This window comes from Thioalkalivibrio sp. AKL12, from assembly GCF_000377925.1.
Lineage (GTDB): Bacteria > Pseudomonadota > Gammaproteobacteria > Ectothiorhodospirales > Ectothiorhodospiraceae > Thioalkalivibrio > Thioalkalivibrio versutus.
This window is the reverse complement of record NZ_KB898901.1, coordinates 1-15,939: the sequence shown is the minus strand read 5'-3', so window position 1 is coordinate 15,939 and position 15,939 is coordinate 1. Positions and strand designations below refer to the sequence as shown.

At 68.1% G+C, this 15,939-nt stretch carries 12 protein-coding genes; 5 read left to right on the top strand and 7 right to left on the bottom strand.

The features are described from left to right. Window positions 1–13: 13 nt before the first annotated feature. Window positions 14–3,691, top strand: a complete 3,678-nt coding sequence (gene putA, locus D579_RS0111035; RefSeq protein WP_018952058.1) for a bifunctional proline dehydrogenase/L-glutamate gamma-semialdehyde dehydrogenase PutA — start codon at window positions 14–16, stop codon at window positions 3,689–3,691. Between the two features lie 42 nt (window positions 3,692–3,733). On the opposite strand, the gene D579_RS0111030 is transcribed toward putA, so the two are convergent. Continuing rightward, on the bottom strand, window positions 3,734–4,060 hold the full coding sequence (locus tag D579_RS0111030; RefSeq protein WP_018952057.1) for a DUF3634 family protein: 327 nt from the start codon (window positions 4,058–4,060) through the stop codon (window positions 3,734–3,736). 220 nt (window positions 4,061–4,280) lie between these two features. On the opposite strand from D579_RS0111030, the gene D579_RS0111025 reads away from it, so the two are divergent. The 3 genes from D579_RS0111025 (at window position 4,281) to D579_RS0111015 (ending at window position 6,496) form a co-directional block, all read left to right on the top strand. Next, window positions 4,281–4,640 carry an MbcA/ParS/Xre antitoxin family protein gene (locus D579_RS0111025; protein WP_018938814.1) on the top strand — a complete coding sequence of 120 codons (360 nt, stop codon included), beginning with the start codon at window positions 4,281–4,283 and terminating at the stop codon, window positions 4,638–4,640. Between the two features lie 12 nt (window positions 4,641–4,652). Further along, the gene (locus D579_RS0111020; protein WP_018952056.1) at window positions 4,653–5,399 is read left to right on the top strand and encodes an RES family NAD+ phosphorylase; all 747 of its coding nucleotides are present in this window, start codon (window positions 4,653–4,655) and stop codon (window positions 5,397–5,399) included. Window positions 5,400–5,584: 185 nt separating this feature from the next. Beyond that, window positions 5,585–6,496 carry a D-hexose-6-phosphate mutarotase gene (locus D579_RS0111015; protein ID WP_018952055.1) on the top strand — a complete coding sequence of 304 codons (912 nt, stop codon included), beginning with the start codon at window positions 5,585–5,587 and terminating at the stop codon, window positions 6,494–6,496. 228 nt (window positions 6,497–6,724) lie between these two features. Here D579_RS0111015 and D579_RS0111010 read toward each other — a convergent pair whose 3' ends face one another. The 4 genes from D579_RS0111010 to D579_RS0110995 form a co-directional block, all read right to left on the bottom strand. Next, window positions 6,725–7,564: a hypothetical protein gene (locus tag D579_RS0111010; protein WP_018952054.1), complete on the bottom strand. Its 840-nt coding sequence runs from the start codon at window positions 7,562–7,564 to the stop codon at window positions 6,725–6,727. Then, window positions 7,564–9,675 (bottom strand): molybdopterin-dependent oxidoreductase, encoded by a 2,112-nt coding sequence (locus tag D579_RS0111005; protein WP_018952053.1) that lies wholly within the window; start codon window positions 9,673–9,675, stop codon window positions 7,564–7,566. The genes D579_RS0111010 and D579_RS0111005 overlap by 1 nt, the downstream gene beginning before the upstream one ends. A 389-nt stretch (window positions 9,676–10,064) precedes the next feature. Next, window positions 10,065–11,783, bottom strand: coding sequence for a TrkA family potassium uptake protein (locus tag D579_RS0111000; RefSeq protein WP_018952052.1), 1,719 nt, complete (start codon window positions 11,781–11,783; stop codon window positions 10,065–10,067). A 33-nt stretch (window positions 11,784–11,816) separates the two neighbouring features. Continuing rightward, window positions 11,817–12,200: a DUF6394 family protein gene (locus D579_RS0110995; RefSeq protein ID WP_018146378.1), complete on the bottom strand. Its 384-nt coding sequence runs from the start codon at window positions 12,198–12,200 to the stop codon at window positions 11,817–11,819. Window positions 12,201–12,570: 370 nt separating this feature from the next. Between D579_RS0110995 and D579_RS0110990 the strand changes: the two genes are divergently transcribed. Then, on the top strand, window positions 12,571–14,226 hold the full coding sequence (locus D579_RS0110990; RefSeq protein ID WP_231373001.1) for a tetratricopeptide repeat protein: 1,656 nt from the start codon (window positions 12,571–12,573) through the stop codon (window positions 14,224–14,226). Between the two features lie 126 nt (window positions 14,227–14,352). On the opposite strand, the gene D579_RS0110985 is transcribed toward D579_RS0110990, so the two are convergent. Further along, the gene (locus tag D579_RS0110985) at window positions 14,353–14,820 is read right to left on the bottom strand and encodes a HEAT repeat domain-containing protein (RefSeq protein ID WP_018952050.1); all 468 of its coding nucleotides are present in this window, start codon (window positions 14,818–14,820) and stop codon (window positions 14,353–14,355) included. A gap of 120 nt (window positions 14,821–14,940) precedes the next feature. Further along, window positions 14,941–15,939: ISL3 family transposase (locus D579_RS0110980; protein WP_018952049.1), on the bottom strand; the 999-nt coding region annotated here is incomplete at its 5' end.

The window sequence follows — 15,939 nt, the reverse complement described above, 5'->3', positions numbered from 1 at the left end:
CGGGAGCAGGCCGATGCAGCAGCCCGAATCCCAGCAGGACACTGTCCTCGACCCGTATCGTGCCCGCATCCGGGCGGCATACGGGGTCGACGAGGCGGCCGTGTTGCGCGACCTGCGGGCCGCCATCCGGCTGGATGCCGAGGCTCGCGCCCGTATCGCGGCCGAGGGCGCGCGCATCGTCGAGCGGGTGCGCGCCGACACATCGCCGTCGCTGCTGGAGAGCTTCCTCGCCGAGTACGGCCTGTCCACCGAGGAGGGTGTCGGTCTGATGTGTCTGGCGGAGGCCCTGCTGCGGGTGCCGGACGCCGAGACCATCGACGAGCTGATCCAGGACAAGATCGAGCCCTCCGACTGGGGCGCCCACCTCGGGCATTCCTCGTCTTCGCTGGTGAATACCTCCACCTGGGCCCTGATGCTGACCGGCAAGGTGCTGAGCGACGACCCGCAGCGCCCGGCCGCCGCACTGCGCGGGCTGATCCGGCGGGTCGGCGAGCCGCTGGTGCGTACTGCCGTGGCGCAGTCGATGAAGCTGCTGGGGCGCCAGTTCGTGCTCGGCGAGACGATTGCCCAGGGGATGCGCAACGCGCGCGAGATGGAGCGCGGGGGCTACACCTATTCCTACGACATGCTCGGTGAGGCCGCGCGCACCGATGCCGACGCCCGGCGCTATCACGAGGCCTATGCCACGGCCATCGCGGAGATCGCGAAGCAGGCGCAGGGCGACGTGCGTTCCAGTCCCGGCGTCTCGGTCAAGCTTTCCGCGCTGCATCCCCGCTACGAGTACACCCACCGCGCGACGGTGATGGCGGAACTCGTGCCGCGGGCGCGGGAACTGGCCCGGCAGGCGGCGCGGGCCGGCATCGGCTTCAACATCGACGCCGAGGAGCAGGATCGCCTGGAGCTGTCGCTGGACGTGATCGAGGCCCTGCTGGCGGATCCGGAGCTGGCCGGCTGGGACGGCTTCGGCGTGGTCGTGCAGGCCTACGGCCGCCGGGCGGCGCCGGTAATCGAGGCGCTTTACGCGCTGGCGGAGCGCCTCGACCGGCGGCTCATGGTGCGCCTGGTCAAGGGCGCCTACTGGGATACCGAGATCAAGCTGGCACAGGAACTGGGCGTGGAACACTTCCCGGTGTTCACGCGCAAGGTGAATACCGATGTCAGCTACATCGCCTGCGCGCAGATGCTGCTGGACCGGCGCGACCGCATCTACCCGCAGTTCGCGACCCACAACGCGCATACCTGTGCGGCGGTGCTGGCCATGGCCGGAGACGATCGCGACGGCTTCGAGTTCCAGCGCCTGCACGGCATGGGCGAGTCGGTGCACGCCATCGTCAAGGCAACGGCTGGCACCCGCTGCCGCATCTACGCCCCGGTGGGCGCGCATCGTGACCTGCTGGCTTATCTCGTTCGCCGCCTGCTGGAAAACGGCGCCAACAGCTCTTTCGTCAACCAGGTGGTGGACAGCACCATCGCGCCGGATGAGATCGCCCGCGACCCGCTCGCCGACCTGGACGCCCTGGGTGATGCCATCCCCAACCCGGCCATTCGCGACCCGGCCGATCTCTACCAGCCGCAGCGGCAGAACTCGCGTGGCTACTGCGTCAACGAACCCGCCTCCATCCTGCCGCTGCTCGAGGCGCGCGAGGCCTTCGCGCGGACGCGCTGGCAGGCGGCGCCGATGCTGGCAGCGGGGTATGCGCCACAGGGCGAACCGCGCGACGCGGTTTCTCCTGCCGACCCCGACGACGTGGTGGGGGCGGTGCGCGAGGCCACGGTGGAGGAAGTCGAGCAGGCCCTGCGCGCCGCATTGATGGGGTTTGTCGACTGGTCGGCGCACCCGGTCGCGGCACGGGCGGATCTGCTGCGTGCCATCGCGGAGCGTTACGAGGCGCACGCCCCCGAGCTGATCGCACTGGCCAACCGCGAGGCCGGCAAGACCGTATGGGACGGCATCGCCGAGGTACGCGAGGCGGCCGACTTCCTGCGCTACTACGCCGGCGAGGCCGAGCGGCTGGCGCAGGAGGCGGAGCTGGAGCCGCGCGGGGTGTTCGTCTGCATCAGCCCGTGGAACTTCCCGCTGGCGATCTTTACCGGTCAGGTCGCCGCGGCCCTGGCGATGGGCAATACGGTGGTCGCGAAGCCCGCCGAGCAGACCCCGCTGATCGCCACCCGCGCGGTCGAGCTGATGCGCGAGGCCGGCCTGCCGGAGACCGCCCTGCAGTTGCTGCCGGGTGACGGCCCGTCAGTGGGCGGGCCGCTCACCGCCGATCCGCGTATCAGTGGGGTCTGCTTCACCGGTTCCACCGAGGTCGCGCAGCTGATCCACCGCAGTCTGGCGGACAACGCCGGGCCGGATGCCGTGCTGATTGCCGAGACCGGCGGGCTGAACGCGATGATCGTCGACAGCTCCGCGCTGACCGAACAGGCGGTGCGCGACATCCTCGCCTCCGCCTTCCAGTCGGCCGGCCAGCGCTGCTCGGCGCTGCGCATGCTGTATGTGCAGGACGAGGCCCATGACCGCCTGATGGAGATGCTGCAGGGCGCGATGGACGCGCTGACCATCGGCGATCCCTGGCAGCTGGCAACCGACGTCTCGCCGGTGATCGATGCCGACGCACAGGCGGATATCCGCGACTACCTGAAGGCACAGGCGGAGAACGGCCGACTGGTGAAGTCGCTTCCGGTGCTGGAGGCGGGGCGCTTCGTCGCGCCTTCCATCGTCCAGCTCCCGGGGATCGAGGCCCTGGAGCGCGAGGTGTTCGGCCCCGTGCTGCACGTCGCGCGCTTTCGCGCGCGGGACCTGGACGCCGTGGTGGATGCTATCCATGCCCGCGGCTACGGCCTGACCTTCGGCCTGCATACCCGCATCGACGATCGCGTGCAGCAGGTGGTCGAGCGCCTGCGCGTGGGCAACCAGTACGTGAACCGCAACCAGATCGGCGCCATCGTCGGTTCCCAGCCGTTCGGCGGCGAGGGGCTCTCCGGCACCGGCCCGAAGGCCGGCGGGCCGCTGTACCTGACCCGTTTCGGGCGCCGGCCCGGCACACCTGCGGAGGTACCCGCCGCGCCGGAGCCGGGGGGCGAAGGCGTCGCGCGCACGGTCCTGCAGCGGGCCCTGGACGCGCTGGATGCCGGTGACTGGGCCGCGCGCACCGACCGGATGGAGGTGCTGCGCAAGGCGCTGCCGGAACGCACGGGGCTGCTGCGCCAGGCCCTGGCGGAGACCGCGGCGTTCGACACGAGTCCGCAGACGCTACCGGGGTCGACTGGCGAGAGTAATCGCCTGCGTCTCTATCCCCGCGGTCCGGTGCTGTGCCTGGGGCCGAGTGCGGAGGTTGCACTGGCGCAGGCGGTGCAGGCGCTGGGGGCGGGGTGTCCGGTGGTCATGGTAGTCCCGGGTGCCGAACGCGCCGCGCGGGCGCTGCAAAAGGCCGACGTCCCGCTGCAGGGGATCGACGGCGTCGTCGAGCCGGAAACGCTGGCTGTACTCAACGGTTTGGTAGCGGTCGCCGCGGTCGGTAGCAGCGAGTGGACCCGCAGTTTGCGCAAGGCGCTGGCGCTGCGCGACGGGCCGATCATTGCGCTGGAGACCACCTTGATCGCGCCGGAGCGCTATGTGGTGGAGCGCCACTTGTGCATCGACACCACCGCCGCCGGTGGCAACGCCAGTTTGCTCGCAGCCGCTGACTGATGCCGGCCGCGTTTTGCGGGGCGTCGGTCCGGCGCGGGCGCGTTACCGGCGCTTCTTGCGGCGCTTCTGGCCCACCTTTACGCGCTGGAGTGCGGCCTGCAGCTCACCGTGCGCCTCCTTCGGTATGGAGGACGAGCTGCGCAGGCGCAAACCCTTGCCGGTGCGAATGGCGGTCAGGCGACCGTTCCCGATGCCGTAGCGGCGGACGATATCCCGCGCCGTATGTTCGAAGTGCATCGGCGGGTCGCCGCGCCGCACCCGTAGCGTTCCGTCCGCGATCTCCAGGCTGAAGATGATGCTTGCCTGCCAGATCAGCAAGGCGCCCGCCACCAGCAGCAACACAATCATCAACAGCAGCGTGATCAGCATGGAGTCCTCTCCGGTGGTGCCCCGACCTGCATGAGTCTGGGGCGGGGCGTAATGAATCCGTCGCGCCGATCGTAGCACTCGAACACGCGGTTGCGTCTCGCGCTGTCGGACTGATGGGCGCGTGCGGTACCGGATGGCCAAAGGTCGCGCAGGGTTGGAATGTGCAGTATGCACATGGAGTGCTAGTATGTGCTTAATACGGTTTGTCTGGAGGTGAGCCATGAGCACTGCAGAGCTTCTGGCCCCGGAACGTTCCGAGGTCCTGCGCGAGGCGCTGGTCAATGCCGGCAAGGCGCTGGGCCTGACCCAGGCGGAGCTGGGCGAGGTGGTCGGGCGCGGGCGCACGGATATCAGTCGGGGCAACATCGACCCGGCCAGCAAGCCGGGTGAGTTGGCGCTGTTGCTGATTCGCTGCTATCGCGCGCTCTATGTCCTCACCGGCGGGGATGTCGGTGCGATGAAACACTGGATGCAGACGCACAACCACCACACCGGAGGGGTGCCCGCCGAGCAGATCCGCACGGTTCAGGGTTTGGTGGGGGTGCTGGAGTACCTCGATGCGATCCGCGGCAAGCTATGAGGGCAACCTGACATGCCGGACTGGGATGCCCTGGTCGAAGCGGCGCCGCGTGTCACGCTGAGGGGGGAGGTCCTGCGCCTGGTGGAGAGCCAGGAGCAGGTCGCCACCAACCAGATCGTCAGCTCGCTCGACCGCCAGGCCGTTCTGGAAGAGATGCTGGAGGCGACCAAGCCGCCCCGGCGCCCGGGTACGGAACGGCTGCACTACCTGCTGGCGACGCCGTTTCGCTACCCGCCGCTACGTCACGGATCGCGCTTCGGCCGTCGCCACGAACCCAGCCTGTTCTACGGCGCCCTGCGCGAGCGCACGGTCCTCGCCGAGGCGGCCTACTACCGGTTTGTGTTCTGGCATGGCATGGCGACCCCGCCACCGCGCAAGCTCGATACCCAGCACACGTTGTTCGCCGCACGCTACCAGAGCCCCAATGGCTTGCAGCTCCATCAGCCCCCGTTCGCTGAACACGCGGACCTGTTGCGTCATCCCGCCGACTATCAGGCCACCCAGGCCCTGGGCGCCGCGCTGCGCGAGGCCGGCATCGACCTGTTCGAATACCCGTCCGCACGCGATCACGAGGCCGGCCTGAACCTCGGGCTCTTCAATGCGCGCCCGTTTACCCGCAACAAACCCACACGCCAGGATCCCTGGCTGTGCCAGCTCACCGCCGACCACGTCCGTTTCCTCAAGCCCCGCGACGGCGCCCTGCACGACTTTCCCCTGACCCAGTTCCACTACCAGGGCCGGCTGCCGCTACCCGCCTGACAGCCGTACCCACACCGGCCATTGCGAGACCTCGCAGAGGCCGTGGCAATCGGTCGGAGCGTGCTGGGCCGCCGGTCGGTCGCAATGCCGGGGCAGAAGGCCCGACCTGATCCGGCGCCCGTGCAGGCACTCGGTGCACCACGGGGTCTGCTACGCTTCGGCCCTTGTCGGACAGGAGAGATCAGATGACGGTTGCAGCGCTCACGGAACAGTTTCCGCATCCCGAAGTGCGGTTTCGCCAGCAGGATGCGCTTGTGATGGTCGATATCGAGAACGCGCACGGCAGCGCGACGATCACGACCTTTGGCGCGACACTGCTGAGCTATCGCCCGAAGGGTGGTGCCGACGTGCTGTGGGTGAGCGATACCGCGTTGTACGACGGCAAGAAACCGGTGCGCGGCGGGGTCCCCGTCTGCTGGCCATGGTTTGGCCCGTACGATCCGGCCGCGCTGGGGCCCGACCCGAGCGACGAATACAAGAAGGGTCACGGGATCGCCCGCTATGCGTTCTGGGATGTCGAGTCCGTGGAATCGGTCGGCGAGGCCACGCACGTCGTGTTCGTGCTGACCCCCGGCGACGATATCCGCAAGGCCTGGCCGCTGGAGTTCTCGCTGCGCCTGCACGTCACCCTGGGCGAGACCCTGGAGATGACGCTGGAGGGCGAGAATCGCAGCAAGCGCGAGTGGCGTGTGTCGGAGGCCTTCCACACCTACTTCGGCGTGGGCGAGGCCGAGGGCCTGGTGGTGCGCGGACTGGACGGAACCATGCGGATCGACAAGCTGGCGGACGGCGAACGCGGGACGCAGTCCGGCGAGGTCGCCATGACGACCCCGATGGAGCAGGTGTTCGTCGGCCACCCGGGCACGCTCGTGATCGAGGATCGGGGCAACGCGCGCGAGATCGTCATCGAACGCGAGAACAGCGCCAGCAGCGTGCTCTGGAACCCCGGCCCGGAAGGTGTCCAGTCGTTCGCCGACATGCCCGACGACCAGTACCGCAAGACGGTCTGCGTCGAAGTCGCCAACGCCCTGGACGATGCCTACCCGCTTGCTGCGGGCGCAACCCACGCCATGAGCATGCGGCTCTCCGTGCGCTGAGCGAGCCGTCGGGCAACGCCCCGGCGTGGCCGCCAGCCTCGCCGGCCCGGAGCGCAGAGCCGGGATCTTCGGGCTGGAGAGGCGGCGGAGATCCCGGCTCACCGCGTTGCGGTGTCCGGGATGACGCAGGGGGGGCGCGGAATGGGGACGGTCCCAACCCTTTGCCCTGTCTCGACCTGTCACGCCTGATCCTGGTATTGCGCCAGCCCCGGAAGCGGTGCGCCTTGGCTACAGCGTGTGCCCGGTGAGTCGTCGGTAGATGGCGAAGCCGGCCTCGCGGTCACGGCAGCGCAGGATGGCGGCGCGGCCCGGGGTGGAAGGATCGGGCTGCAGGTTCACGCCGGCCGCCTCGGCGGCCCGGAAGTCGTCATCCCGCAGGTCGGCGTTGCCGAACACCGAGATCACGAAGCCGCCGGGGATGGGCGGGGGCGGGGTGAACGCCTCGCCGTCGGCCAGCGCGACCCAGGCTGGAATGAACTCCGGGCCGTAGAAGTCGAAGAAGCCGTTGGAGCCGCGCAGGTGGGCCTCGATCGGCCGGCCGCCGATCAGTTCGATGTTGCAGAGGCCGCTGTAGCCGGCCAGGTTGCGGCGTACCCAGTCGGCGATCCAGGGCTCGATCTCGGGCGCGGCGGCGCCGATCTCCCAGTAGATCGGGCGGGCGGCGTCCTTCGCCTCCGAACCGCGGGTGTGGGCAAACCAGCGGGCCGCGCCGTTCTCCACCAGGCAGTCGGTGCTGGTGTGGGTACCTTGCAGGCGCTGGCACCAGAAGCTGCCGGGCTCTGCCGGCACGTCGCCGGCCGGCATGGTGCGTGCGTTCAGCCCCATGCCGGCCAGGTTGGTGATCGGCTTGACGAACACCTCGGCGTCCGCCGCGATGCCGAGGTCCGTGGGTGCCACGCCGCAGGGCGCGGCGGTCAGTCCGGCATCCAGGGCCAGATGCAGTTTGTCATAGACATGCCGGTGGTCCGGATTGAGCCGCCAGGCGGCGGCGTCGGACACGGCCACCTCGCGGCACGGCTCGGGCCGGAAGAGATGCTCGCGTTCGGGGAGGACACCGACAAACGGCACTACCCGGCCTCCGCTTGGCGCGTTGCGTGGCCCGCCGCCAGGCGCTCCACTTCGCACAGCAGCGACTTGAACGCGGGAAACCCGCTGATCGGGTCCAGCGCGCGGTCGTCGGTCAGTTCGTTCACGTTGGCGTGGTTCCAGCCGTGCTGACAGTGCGCCACGCCGGGCTTGATGCGGTCCGTGACCTTGGCCACGAACGCCACGCGCCCACGTGGCGAGCGCACCTCTACCGTGTCGCCGTTGACGATCCCGCGCGCGGCGGCATCCATCGGGTGCAGCTCCACCAGCGGCTCCGGCATCGCCCGGCGCATGCGCTCCAGGTGCTGGTGCTGCGAGTGGGTGGCGTGCTTGTGGCGGGCGCCGCTGGTCAGTACCAGCGGATAGTCGCGGGCGAGCTCCGGCGTGGAGATCGGGCTCTCCGCCGGCTCACGGTAGACCGGCAGGCCGTCGTGCCCGGCCGCGCGCAGTTCCGCGGCGTCGAACTCCACCTTGCCGCTGACCGTGCGAAACCCGTTGATCCGGTACTGGCGGTCGCCTTCCTCGAAGCCGTACTCGAGCATGTCGTCCAGCGCCTTGGCGAACACGGTGACGCCGTCCGGGTCGTTATAGACCTGTTCGCGGATGGTCTCCGGTATGCCCTCGGCGGCCTCGGCCCAGCTGGCCTCCAGGTCGCCGTTCCAGAACTGCTCTGCCATCCCCAGGCGCACGCCCAGCTCCAGGAATACCTCGCCATCCGGGCGCGCCTCGCCGCGCGGGGCAACGGCGGCGTGGCGGTAGCGCAGTTCGCCGCGGAAGTTGCAGCCGGGGTAGGCGATCAGCGCCGCGCGTTCCAGGCTGGTGGCGGCCGGCAGCACGATGTCCGCCATGCGCGTGGCCGGGTTGTGGAAGAAGTCGGAGGCGGCGAAGAAATCCAGCGCGCCTAGCGCCTGTTCCATGCGCTTCGAGTTCGGCCACATCGCGGTGTTGATGCCCATCGCCAGCAGGGCGCGGACTGGCTGTGGCTGCCCCTCGAGGATGGCATCCGGCAGCAGCATGCTTTGCGCCGCCGGCCAGTGGGCCGTCCATACCGGAAAGGTCTCGTCGCCGATGCGCGGCGGCAGGTTCTCGCGGCAGTGGTCAAACAGGTCGATCGGCTTCGGCGTGACCTTGTCGTTGAAGAAGCGGTTGCCGCCCTCGCGGTCGATGTTGCCGGCCACCGCGGCCAGCAGGATCACCGCGCGGTGGTTCTGGAAGCCGTTGCTGTGCTGAACGGTGGCGGTGGGCGAAAGCATGATCTGCGCCGGCGCGTTGGCGGCATAGAGCTCGGCGGCGCGGCGCAGATCGGCCGCGTCGATGCCGCAGATCTGTGCGACACGCTCCGGCGGGAATTCGTCCACGTAGTCGCGGAAGGCCTGCACGCCGCTGCCCCATTCGTCGAGGAAGGCCTGGTCCTGCCAGCCGTTTTCGAAGATCAGGTAATGCATGCCCAGCGCCAGCGCGCCATCGGTGCCCGGGCGGATCTGCAGGTGTACCTCGGCCTGCTCCGCCAGCGGGGTCACCCGCGGGTCCACCACCACGGTCGCGCAGCCCGGGCGGGCTTCAGCCAGGGGGTGCTGGTGGAACGGCGGGATGGAACCGCGCGGGTTGGTGGACCACACCAGAAGGCAGCGCGTCGCATCCGAGGCGACGGTGGACGAGGTCTTGATCTTGGTGCCGAAGGTCACCTCCTCCGCCACCTTGGTGGAGGAGAAGCAGCAGCCGCTCTCGGTCAGGTAGTTGGGCGAGCCGAAGGCATGCGCCAGGCGCTGGAGCTGCGGCCGGGCCTCCTTGGTATAGCCGGCGAAGAAGGCCGCCGCCGGGGCCCCGTGTTCCTCGCGGGTGGCGCGCAGGCGCTCGGCGATGGTGTCCAGTGCCTCGTCCCAGGAGATGCGCTCGAACTGGCCGCTGCCGCGCGGGCCCGTTCGCCGCAGCGGGTACAGCAAGCGCTCCGGATGGTTGCGCCGGTCGAGCTGGACGTAGCAGCGCGGGCAATCGGGGCCGTCAATGGCGACCGGCTCGCCGACGGCGTCCAGGGTGACGTCGATGGCACAGTTGGCATCGCACTCGTAACAGGTACTTTTCACGGTCGCCATCGGACGGTCTACCTTGTTCAGCGGTCGTTCCTGATTGCTGCGCGGGCATTATGCCGGGAGCCTTCGGTCCGCCACGAACAACGCCTGGAACCGCGGGGGCACCTCTTTTTCACTCGTGGCCTGGGTGCCGATTCGCTTGGTTGGGGGTAAGGCAACACCTGGCACGGTCACTCGCGACAAAACACATCCCGTCATCCGGGCCAGAGCGCAGCGCAGAGCCGGGATCTCCGGGTTGAAGAGCCCCGGCGAGGAGGTTCTGGCTCACCGCTTTCGCTTTGCGGTGTGCGGGATGACCGGGTGTGGGGGCGGAACGGTATCGGTCCCCAACCGTTTGCCTCTGTCGATGCGCGTTTACGGACTTGCGTGCTGGCGGGTCTGCCTTGCGTGCCTCAGGCCGGTTGTCTGCGGGCCGCGCGAAGGGCACGGCAGATCCAGCCTTCCGGGGTATCTTCGCCGGTCAGCAGGTAGCGCAGGGCGTGGGGGTCGCGCAGGGTGTGCGAGATGGTGAGGGCGCTCGCGAAGCGGCCGCAGAACAGCAGGTGGTCGCCGGGTTGCAGGGGCGTGTTGTCGTCGGGCGCGAGGATATCCTCGCCGCCGGCTTCGCGCCGTAGTAGCAGCACAATGCAGGCGTGTCGCTGGCGCACGGGATGGTCGGCGCGCAGCAACTGGCCCAGGGTCACCGGCTCCTGCTCCAGATGGGCAAGGAGGGCCGGAGCTGTCCCCTCGTCCAGTTGCTCGGTCCAGATGGCCGGCACACGGTCGCCGACCACGGCCGTGATGGAGCTGACTTGCTCGTTCGCCCAGTCGGTTGTCTGGTTGCGGCTCAATTCCAGGAAGCGCGGCAGGAGCGGCGAGGTCAGATGGGCCAGGATCGCCTCGGCGATCACCCGGTCGTGGCGCATCACCAGCGGCAGGTCGGCCGCCGCGAACAGGAGCGAATCGCACTCGCGGTTCTGGCGTCCGACCATGAACAGGTCCGGGTTCAGCTCGCGCGCGGTCATCACGATGGACAGGTTGTAGTCGTCGCGGCCGGTTCCGGCCACGATCCCGGAGGCGCTCTCGATGCCGGCCTCGTGCAGGGTGTCCGCCTCGGTGCCGCGGCCCTTGATGCAGTCGGGCGGACAGTCCGCGCCCTCGGGGTCCGTTTCCACCAGGGTTACCTCCACGCCCTCCTGGATCAGCCCGGCATGCACGGCCTTGCCGAAGCGCCCGAAGCCGCACAGGATCCAGCGCCCGCAGGGCGGGTCGATCGGCATCGGCAGCGGGCTCCCGGGGATGCTCCCAAGCCACTCGTGCAACAGGTGATGCGCGGGGGAATGCAGCGCGAGGGCGAGGCGCTGGCCGAAGATGTCGAACGGGTTGATGACCTGGTCAGTCCCGAACGAGGCCATGTTCTTCTCTGTGTCGTGGCTCTCGGCACGGCAGATCACGGGGCGCTCCGGGTTGAGGAGTTTGGCGGCAATGGCAATCCGCAGGTTCACCGCATCGTCGCTGGTCAGCGCCACCACACCCTGGCAGTGCGGGTTGAGGAGCCCGGCATCAAGCAGGCGATTGGCGATGCTGGCATCCGCGCACAGACCGGGGATCTGCAGCGGGTAATCCTCCAGGACCAGCTCGTTGATGCGATCCGGGTTCTGGTCGATCACCACCGCAAAGCCATTGCGCCCGAGCAGGGAGCGCACCACCAGGGCCCCGGTGTCGCCATAGCCGCACACGATATGGAACGGTCGCTGCAGCTTGCGGATCGTGCGGTCGAACGCATGCTGGCTGACGGCCAGGCGGAAGGCCGGGTCCTGGATCAGTGCGAGGATCTTGCCGATCGCATACAGCCAGGCCACCACCGACAGGTAAACGGCAACCACCGTCCACATCCTCTGCGCCTCGGTGAAGGCGTGGGGGATCTCGCCGAAGCCGATGGTGGTGGCCATGTAGGTCACGAAGTAGAAGGCATGGAAGAAGTCCATGCGCCAGGGCTCCCCTTGATCGTCCACGCCGGGTATCAGCACCAGGCCGAGAACGGAGATCGCGTAGGCCGCCGTCAGCGCAAGCAGGGGTGCCCGCATGCGCCGCAGGAACAGGAACAGCACCTTGTTGATCGTGGGGCCCACGGCTCGTGGTGTCTGTAGCGCTCGCGGCCGCCGTCAGCGGCGCAGCGCCACCGTATCCGCGATCAGCAGCAGTACGGAGATCAGGTTGGCCACCATGGCCCCGCCCGCCAGGGAGACGATGCTGGCCATGAACATCGCATCCATGCCCCCGGCATGCACGTGGCTCGCATAGGCCCATACCGCCGCGGCCGCGATCAACTGCAGCACCGCGACCAGCGAACTGGCCAGTAGCAATGCCCCGGTCTGCGTCCGGTCCCCCAGCTTCAGGGCCGTCGCGATGACGTTTACCACGATGGCTGCGAACAGCTCGTACACATTGTGGTGCGCCGGATCATCGATCTCGCCGAGGAAGAACCCGAAGTTCAGCGTGAACGCCAGGATGATGAAAAAGCCGAAGATCACCTTCTCCAGGTTCATGCGCATGCTCCTTGTCGTTCGAGGTAACGGCTCCTGCCCGGCGCCGCGACACGGGCCCCGTCTTCATCTGCCCGCAGCATGGAGCATGGCCCAACAAGCCCCGGATGGCGAGGGCAGGGCGCTCATCTCCCCACGTGCCGAAACGCCAGGGCAACGTCATTGCGAGGCCTCGCAGAGGCCGTGGCAATCGGCCGAAGTGCCACGAAGTTGGTCTCCTTACGGTCGCGCAGGGAGAGGCAACGGCCAAGATTCGATCCGGGAGCCACCCGTGGCATTCGCCTTCTTCCGGCCCGGCGTCTACCGGCAGCAGCTCTGGTCTCTTCTGCCTATGATCTGAAGTAATGATCCGGAACGATGTTGGAGGCGGATCATGGAACGCTATTACGACCTTGGGCCCTACCGTCGGGGTATTTCTTCACCGTCGCCGGAGGCTCGGCTCTGGTTCAATCGCGGGCTCTTGTGGGGCTATGGATTCAACCACGAGGAGGCCATCCGTTGCTTCGAAACGGCCATTGAGCATGACCCCGAGTGCGCGATGGCGTGGTGGGGCATCGCCTGGGCGCTTGGCCCGAACTACAACAAGCCGTGGGAGGCGTTCGCCGATTCGGAGCTGGCAGACTCCCTGTCACGCGGATCGACGGCACTGGCCCGGGCGCAGCAGGCTGCCACCAGCAGTCCGGTGGAGCAGGCGCTGATCAACGCGCTGCAGGTACGCTGCCAGACGGCAGAGCCGCCAGCTGTGGGCGCACTCGAGCGCTGGAGTGACGACTACGCCGATGCCATGCGCGCGGTGTACCGCGAACACGGCGAAGACCTCGATGTGGTGGCCCTGTTTGCCGAGGCCCTGCTGAACCGCACTCCCTGGCAGTTGTGGGACCTGAAGGCCAACGCCCCGGCGGAAGGTGCCAGCACGGTCGAGGCCACCGAGGTGCTGGAGACTGCGCTCTATCGCGAAGAGGCGCGCAGGCACCCCGGCATCCTCCACTACTACGTACACCTGATGGAGATGTCGCCGCACCCGGAGCGCGCCCTGCGGGTTTGCGACCGGCTGCGTGGGTTGGTGCCGGACGCGGGCCACCTCCAACACATGGCCTCGCACATCGACGTGCTGTGCGGTCAGTACGACAACGTGGTGCGGATCAACAATGAGGCAATCGCGGCCGACAGCAAGTATCTGGAGCGCGAAGGCGCCATCAATTTCTACACCCTTTACCGCTCTCACAACTACCACTTCAAGCTGTACGGCGCGATGTTCCAAGGCCGATATACTGACGCGTGCGAGGCAGCGGAGGGGTTGCGCGCCACCATTCCGGAGGCCCTTCTGCGGATCGAATCGCCACCAATGGCCGACTGGCTGGAGTCCTTCGTGCCGATGCACCTGCACGTAATGGTGCGGTTCGGGCGCTGGCAGGAACTGATCGACACCCCGCTGCCTGCCGACCCCGAGCTGTATGCGTTCAGCACCGCGCTGACCCACTACGCGAAGGGCGTGGCCAACGCCGCCACCGGTCGCATCGAGGAGGGCGAGGAACAGCGCGTGCGCTTCGAGGCCGCCGCGGCATGCATGCCCGACACTCGCTACCTGTTCAACAATCGCTGCCGCGATATTCTCGCGATCGCCCGTGCGATGCTGAACGGAGAGCTGGAGTACCGCAAGGCCAACTACGACGAGGCCTTCGCCTTCCTGCGCCAGGCCATCAAGCAGGACGATGGGCTTCCCTTTGACGAACCCTGGGGGTGGATGCAGCCGACTCGCCACGCCTGTGGCGCGTTGCTTCTGGAACAGGGCGAGGTCGCGGCGGCAGCGCAGCTATACCGTGAGGACCTCGGCTTTGACTCCGCGCTACCGCGGCCGTACCAGCATCTGGATAACGTCTGGGCGCTGCACGGCTACCACGAGTGCCTGATGCGCCTCGGACGCAACGAGGAGGCCACCATCATCAAGCAGCGCCTGGACCTCGCCACTGCCCGCGCCGATATTCCCATTCGGGCCTCCTGCGCTTGCCGAACGCGTGTTGTGCGTTGATGCGTGTGTCGGACACCGCGTCGCGCTGACCCTGGCGGGGGCGTTGCCATGTCGGTCCCGTATCGTCTATCCAGTAAGCGCTTCGTCACCCGTGCCGTGTTGCTCGTTCGAGCGCGGATGCGCTTGCTAATCCCAGAGGTGGCCCCAGCGTTCCCACCAGTCGCGGGCGAGGGCCCGGTTGGCCACGTTCTCGCGTTCGTCGAGGACGGTTCCCAGGCGGATGTACTCGCCCCCGGTTTGCGAGGTCACCGCCGGATCCTGCGAAGCCAGCATCAGGGCGTACAGCGCCAGTTTCAGTTCCCACGGGTCATCGGAATCGAGGTAGGGCACGAGATGCGGGACCGCCGGCGCACCGATCCGGCCGAGCGCCTCGGCCGCGGTGTACCAGGTACGCGGATGCTCCTCGCCCCCGTAGGTCTCGGTGAACGCGCGATCCGACAGGCGCTCGAGGTAGTAGTGGATCTCGTCCCGGAGGCTGGCGAACCCCTCCGCGGGTCCGTCTGCCGCGGCGGCGGGCTGCTCCTGCGGCGCGGCACCCGTGGCGGCGGGTGGCTTTGCCGATGGCGGCCCGCCGGCGCAGCCAACAAGCAGCATCCCGCTGGCCAGCCATGCGGTCAGCCAGCAGGCAGAAGAGGGGCAAAACGGCAGGGGTTTGTCTTTCAAATGCCTTCCGATCCACGTATTGCCGAGGGTTTATCCGCACTCAATTTTGGTTCATCGAGCATTACCGGGGAAGGCTGCGCGGATTTTGAGGAAGAAGTAGTCCTGGTCGCGGTAGCCATAGGCCCGACGCTTGATGACCTTGATCGTGTTGTTAATGCCCTCGACGACGCTGGTGTTCAGCCGGTGGCGGCAGCGCGAGACGATGCCGGGCAGGTAGGGCTCCAGCAGGCGTGCGAAGCGCTGCAGGGCTTGGATTCCGCTCTCGTGCGCTTGCTGCACCCATTGCCGCCACGCCTGGTACGTCCGCTCGGGGCTGCGCTGGAACCACAGTCGCTTGAGTTCGTCGCGTAAGAGGTAGACCGTCAGTAACGCTTGGTTGGCCTGCAGCAGTTCGTCCAGGCGCACCGACTGGCCGGCGTTCAACGATGCCCGGTTGCGCAACAGCAGCCAGCGGCTGGACTTGATCACGCGTCGGGCCTGTCGGTCGTCGCCCAGGCGCTTCGCCTCGTCGACACGCACCCGGTCGATCACCTCGCGGCCGTACTTGGCGACCACATGGAACAGGTCATAGACGATCTCGGCGCGCGGGCACTGCGCCCGGATCTCGAGCTCAAAGGCCGTGGTCATGTCGATCGCCACCGCCTCGATGCGCTCGCGCACGCCTTCGGGGAGCTGCTCGAAGAAGGCCCGCGCGGTCTCGCGCGAGCGGCCTTCGCCGACCCACAACACCTGGCGCCGGATCGGCTCGATCACCACGGTCGCGTAGCGGTGCCCCTTGTGCAGGGCGAACTCGTCCATCGCCAGATAGCGGATCGACGCCCAGTCCGGCTCCGGTAGCGAAGCCGCCAGGCGATGCCGGTCCACGGTCTTCACCGTGTGCCAGCCCAGGCCATAGAACGCGGCCACAGCCTGGATACTGGCCGAACGCAACAACTGACTGCAGGCATCCGCCAACCGGTTGGTCAGCCGCTGATAGCGCCCCAGCCAGCTCAGACGTTCCAACCGGGGACCGCCGCAGTGCTCGCACCACACCCGGCGACGCGGCACCAC

Excerpts from the sequence above, each read along its gene's own strand:
- putA (WP_018952058.1), top strand. The coding sequence starts at position 14 with ATGCAGCAGCCCGAATCCCAGCAGGACACTGTCCTCGACCCGTATCGT.
- D579_RS0110995 (WP_018146378.1), bottom strand. The coding sequence starts at position 12,200 with ATGAACCTGGAGAAGGTGATCTTCGGCTTTTTCATCATCCTGGCGTTC.
- D579_RS0110985 (WP_018952050.1), bottom strand. The coding sequence starts at position 14,820 with ATGCTGCTTGTTGGCTGCGCCGGCGGGCCGCCATCGGCAAAGCCACCC.
- D579_RS0110990 (WP_231373001.1), top strand. The coding sequence starts at position 12,571 with ATGGAACGCTATTACGACCTTGGGCCCTACCGTCGGGGTATTTCTTCA.
- D579_RS0111030 (WP_018952057.1), bottom strand. The coding sequence starts at position 4,060 with ATGCTGATCACGCTGCTGTTGATGATTGTGTTGCTGCTGGTGGCGGGC.
- D579_RS0111025 (WP_018938814.1), top strand. The coding sequence starts at position 4,281 with ATGAGCACTGCAGAGCTTCTGGCCCCGGAACGTTCCGAGGTCCTGCGC.
- D579_RS0111005 (WP_018952053.1), bottom strand. The coding sequence starts at position 9,675 with ATGGCGACCGTGAAAAGTACCTGTTACGAGTGCGATGCCAACTGTGCC.
- D579_RS0111015 (WP_018952055.1), top strand. The coding sequence starts at position 5,585 with ATGACGGTTGCAGCGCTCACGGAACAGTTTCCGCATCCCGAAGTGCGG.
- D579_RS0111020 (WP_018952056.1), top strand. The coding sequence starts at position 4,653 with ATGCCGGACTGGGATGCCCTGGTCGAAGCGGCGCCGCGTGTCACGCTG.